General features: G+C 49.5%; 5 protein-coding genes. 4 read left to right on the forward strand and 1 reads right to left on the reverse strand.

Features of this window, described 5'->3' with window-relative positions; translation table 11 throughout:
* Positions 1-438: 438 nt before the first annotated feature.
* A complete protein-coding gene (locus VZT47_RS09440) occupies positions 439-1,095 on the reverse strand; it encodes a hypothetical protein (protein WP_330224715.1) in 657 nt (218 codons plus the stop codon).
* Positions 1,096-1,429: 334 nt separating this feature from the next.
* Here VZT47_RS09440 and VZT47_RS09445 point away from each other — a divergent pair, with 334 nt between their 5' ends.
* The 4 genes from VZT47_RS09445 (at position 1,430) to VZT47_RS09460 (ending at position 4,286) form a co-directional block, all read left to right on the forward strand.
* Positions 1,430-2,026, forward strand: a complete 597-nt coding sequence (locus VZT47_RS09445) for an NUDIX hydrolase (protein ID WP_330224716.1) — start codon at positions 1,430-1,432, stop codon at positions 2,024-2,026.
* Positions 2,016-2,582 carry a hypothetical protein gene (locus tag VZT47_RS09450; RefSeq protein ID WP_330224717.1) on the forward strand — a complete coding sequence of 189 codons (567 nt, stop codon included), beginning with the start codon at positions 2,016-2,018 and terminating at the stop codon, positions 2,580-2,582. The genes VZT47_RS09445 and VZT47_RS09450 overlap by 11 nt, the downstream gene beginning before the upstream one ends.
* Positions 2,583-2,719: 137 nt before the next feature.
* The gene (locus VZT47_RS09455) at positions 2,720-2,929 is read left to right on the forward strand and encodes a tautomerase family protein (RefSeq protein WP_330224718.1); all 210 of its coding nucleotides are present in this window, start codon (positions 2,720-2,722) and stop codon (positions 2,927-2,929) included.
* 916 nt (positions 2,930-3,845) lie between these two features.
* The gene (locus VZT47_RS09460; protein WP_330224719.1) at positions 3,846-4,286 is read left to right on the forward strand and encodes an endonuclease domain-containing protein; all 441 of its coding nucleotides are present in this window, start codon (positions 3,846-3,848) and stop codon (positions 4,284-4,286) included.
* The last annotated feature ends 171 nt before the right edge of the window (positions 4,287-4,457 follow it).

Raw genomic sequence — 4,457 nt, forward strand, 5'->3', positions numbered from 1 at the left:
ATTTTTTCCATTGTGTCAAGCTTTCCGCGCATTAAAATTTAAAATTAATAAATTAAAAAGCGTATCCTGCTGGATACGCTAAAATGGGGTTATATAATTGTCTGTTTTTAGGAGTAAATCCTTAAGTGTGTGCCATTACCTTGAAAGGGGGGATGCCCCGAAGGGGCAGGGGGGAAGATTGATGCTTGAAAGTACAGAAAGGGCTTTTCACGCACCATTGCAGGGAAACATTCATCATCCTGTCCGGCTGCTTGTCCTGCCCGGGAATGGAACCATCAGTCGGCCCTGCCTCCCGGACAAAACCGCGAAGCGGGAGGTCAGACCAATAATAAAGGCGCTGCCTCCCATTCTGCAGCGCCGCCTTCACGAACCACGAATCACGAATCACGAATCACGATACATCCCGATGGCTCAAATCAAAAGGATGACAGATGGAATTTATTTCTTATTTCCCCTGACTTCGATTTCCCCGGGGTAGACGGTGTCGATCATTTTCGTGAGTTCTCCGTCGTCTTTTCCGTATTCTCTCCTTACAAGTACGCCATAGATCTGATTCCAGTGGGCATAGAGGTACAGGTCATTTTCCATGGCTTTTGCGTATTCGGTACGGGTGACGAAGTTTTTATGGACACACCAGCTCTGATTGATTTGAATGAGTTCGGCCGGTTTCTGGAGGATGACCATGCGGATCCGTCCGTCGGGGAGGGATCTGGTGGCGGCTTTGGTGAGGCGTTTGTCCAGTTTCGGCAGGAAGGATCTGGCCAGGGACAGATCTTTTCCCCAGCCCGGGAGGGTGATGGGGGCTTTGGCGCAGGTCATGAGGAAGACGGAATGATTTTCTTTGTCTTTCGGCCTGGCTGCGAGGAGGGGATGTTCTTCTCTGGCCGCTTTTCCAAGCTGTTCTTCTTCTTCAGGAAGAAGGGTATGGCTGATTTCATAGTCCGGCGGCAGGGAAAAGGCGGGCAGGTCTTTCGGCCGTACTTCTTCCCAGCCCTCGTAATGGGCCACGGGCCAGACTTTCGGTTTCAGATTGTATTTCGTGCAGCCTGCCATGGGAAGCAGGAGGATGAGCAGCAGGAATAGAAGTTTCTTCATGATTTTGCTCCTTTTGCCTTATTGTAACATGAAGGGGAAAAGTTATCAGTTATCAGTTCTTAGCTCTCAGTGAAAGTGTGGGGCTCTTTTACCATTTTTTTCAAGGCTGAAATTAGAAAGTGATCAGTTAGCAGTTCTCAGTTCGCAGTGTTGGTGGGCCGCGTCCATTCATGAAGCGGCCCATTTTATGGAATTATAATTATAGTCTATAATACTGCGCCCGCAGGGCGCCACCTTCACTGATAACTGATCACTAAGAACTGAGAACTCAAAACATAAAGTTTTCCCCCATATTTCACAGATGTTATAATAAACACAAAGAAGGGGGGATTCTATGAACTGGGTGAATCAGCCGGTGAAGGCGGCGGAATTTCTTCATACGAGGAAATCTGCTGTCCTTGTACCGATCGTGCAGACTTCAGAAGGAGAAGCTCTGCTCTATGAAGTGCGGAGCGCAAAACTTCGATGGCAGCCGGGAGATATTTCCTTCCCCGGCGGCGGAAGGGAAGGGGAAGAAGATTTCGAGGAAACCGCAGTGCGGGAGACCATGGAAGAACTGGGTGTACGGCGGGAATCGATTTCCATCCTGGGACCCCTCGACTATGTGATTTCGCCCATCGGCGTCACGGTGCACCCTTTCGTGGGGCGGCTTTCCGAAAGGCCGGAAGATTTAAGCGTCAATGAAGTAGCTGAGCTTTTTACTGTACCTTTGCAATGGCTCCTTTCCCATGAACCGGAAAAAGCCACCGTGGAAGTAGCCACCCGCCCGGGAGAAAATTTCCCGAAAGAAATCATGGCCCGCCCCTACAGCGACTGGTGGAAACGGTCCACCTATGATTCCTGGATTTACCGCTATGGCACCCATGCCATCTGGGGCCTCACGGGATTTATTACCCACGAATTCCTGGAGCGCATCCGAAATGGGAAATAAGCGCTTCATCACCACCTACACAGGCCTCCACGTGGATCCCCTGCAGCCGGAAATTTCCGATTTCCGCATCGAAGACATCGCCCATGCCCTGTCCTATATCTGCCGCGGAAACGGGCATACAAAGACCTTCCTTTCCGTGGGCCAGCACTGCATCTGGTGTGCCAGAGAAGCCGCGGCCCGGGGACTTTCCCCAAGGCTCATCCTCCTCGCCCTCCTGCATGATGCGGGAGAATGCTATCTTTCCGACGTGCCCTCGCCCCTGAAACAGGACATGGCCCGCTATCGGGAAGCGGAAAACCATCTCATGGACATCCTCGATACCGCCTTCCTCTCCGCCCCGCCGGATGAAGAAGAAAAGAAAACCATCAAGGAAATAGACAAAGCTTTCCTCTGGTTCGATATGAAAAACCTCCTCGAACCCATCGAAGGCGGGGAACCAAAGGTCCACATCCGCCCGGACTATACCTGGCGGCCCTTCATAGAAGTGGAAAAAGAATATCTGGAAATATATCGGCGGTACAGCACGGAGGTCGAAAGGAAACCTGCTTTTACATAAACTGTATGTAGAAAGTCAGCAGTTATCAGAGTAAAAATTGATAACTGATAACTGAGAACTGATAACTATATTCTTTCAGCTTTTCATCAATCATTTTTATATAGCTTCTAATATCCTGTCAGAGAAAGGAGACCATCATGCCCTACGTCAATATCAAGATCACAAAAGAAGGAAACGTCACCAGAGAACAGAAAGCAGCCCTCATCAAAGGCGCCACCCAGCTTTTGGTCGATGTACTCCATAAAAATCCCGCCTCCACCGTCGTTATCATCGATGAAGTAGATACAGACAACTGGGGATTGGGCGGACTGCCTATCCTCGAAGCCAGGAAGAAAAACAAGAAATAGCCGTCAGCATTCAGCCGTTAGCAATTAGTTTTTGCTGGTAGTTTTTAGAAAAAAGCCTCCCGGGCCTTTTGGACCCGGAGGCTTTTTGGCTGGAAGGAATTGGGGAGGCGGCTGTATTATTGACTCAATTGATACCATGCGTCGCGTCCCCCAACGGGGGAAGCTCCCGCAAAGCGGGTGAAGGGGGCCGCATATCGGACAAGCCGAAATGACTCTTTCTTTTCATGCGTACCGTACAGATGGGATTTTTTCTTTACGTTACGGGACTGCCTTTATCCTTATTTCCGATACGTAAGATCGTACGCCCCTTCACCCTGCGGGAGCTCCCCTAACGCGGGGAGCACTTTCTGATGGATAGAGTCAGCTGTCACGAAGATGGATTTCGAAAGGGGATATAACCGATGCGTCCCGTGTCCCCCAACGGGGGAAACTCCGCGAAGAGGAAAAGGGGGCTGCATATAGTACACGTCGGAGTGACTCTTACTTTTCATGCGTACCGTAAATGATGAGATTTCATTTTTACGGTACGGGACTGCCTTTATCCTTATTTCCGACACGTAAGATCGTACGCCCCCTTCACCCTGCGGGAGCTCCCTGGGGGTGCATGAGTATTTTGTCTCATTTTCGACTTGTACGATAGTACAGCCCCTCCGTCGCCTTTGGCGACACCTCCCCGAACTTCGGGGAGGCTCTGCGGGGAGCACTTTCTGACCGATAGAGTCAGCTGTCACAGGGATGGTTTTCGAAAGGGGGCATAACCGATGCGTCTCGTGTCCCCCAACGGGGGAAACTCCCGAAGGGAAAAGGGGGCTGCATATGGTTCGCGTGAGGAATAACTCAATCGATTCATGCGTACCGTACTGATGTGGTTTCTGCTATACTTTGTATAGATGATCCCGTAAAGGAGGCGAATAATATGGCTGATACAGAAGTTACAGATATCATTAGGCAGGAAAAAATTGATGAAGATTTAGAGACTAATCAGGATGATGACGAGGAAATGCAGCGTCTGAAGGCATTAAGATATCAGCTGAAATTAAATGCCACGGAAGAAGAACGATTGTTATGGCGTGATTATTTATCAAAGGGCAGGGGACAGGGGATACGGTTTGTCAGGCAGAAAATCATAAGACCCTATATTGTGGATTTTTATTGTCCATTGGTAAGACTTGTCATAGAACTGGACGGCTCCCAGCACTTCAGCGATCACGGGAAAGCCTATGATGAAAAACGCACAGCCTTTCTTCAGAGCAAAGGATACATGGTCATCCGCTATTCCAATCTTCAGGTCCATGAGAACTTTTATGGAGTATGCCAGGATATTGAAAGGATTGTAAGAAATAGAATCGGGAAATAAACGAAAACCAGGTTTCTAGTAATTGACTCCACCGATACCATGCGTCGTGTCCCCCAACGGGGGAAACTCCGCGAAGCGGTAAAGGGGGCTGCATTTGGCACGCGAATCAGATAACTCTTACGTTTCATGCGTACCGTACTAATGGGATTTCTTTACTACGGTACGGGGCTG

The sequence above is a fragment of the Dialister sp. genome (genome assembly GCF_036343215.1).
In the GTDB taxonomy this organism is placed as follows: Bacteria; Bacillota; Negativicutes; order Veillonellales; family Dialisteraceae; genus Dialister.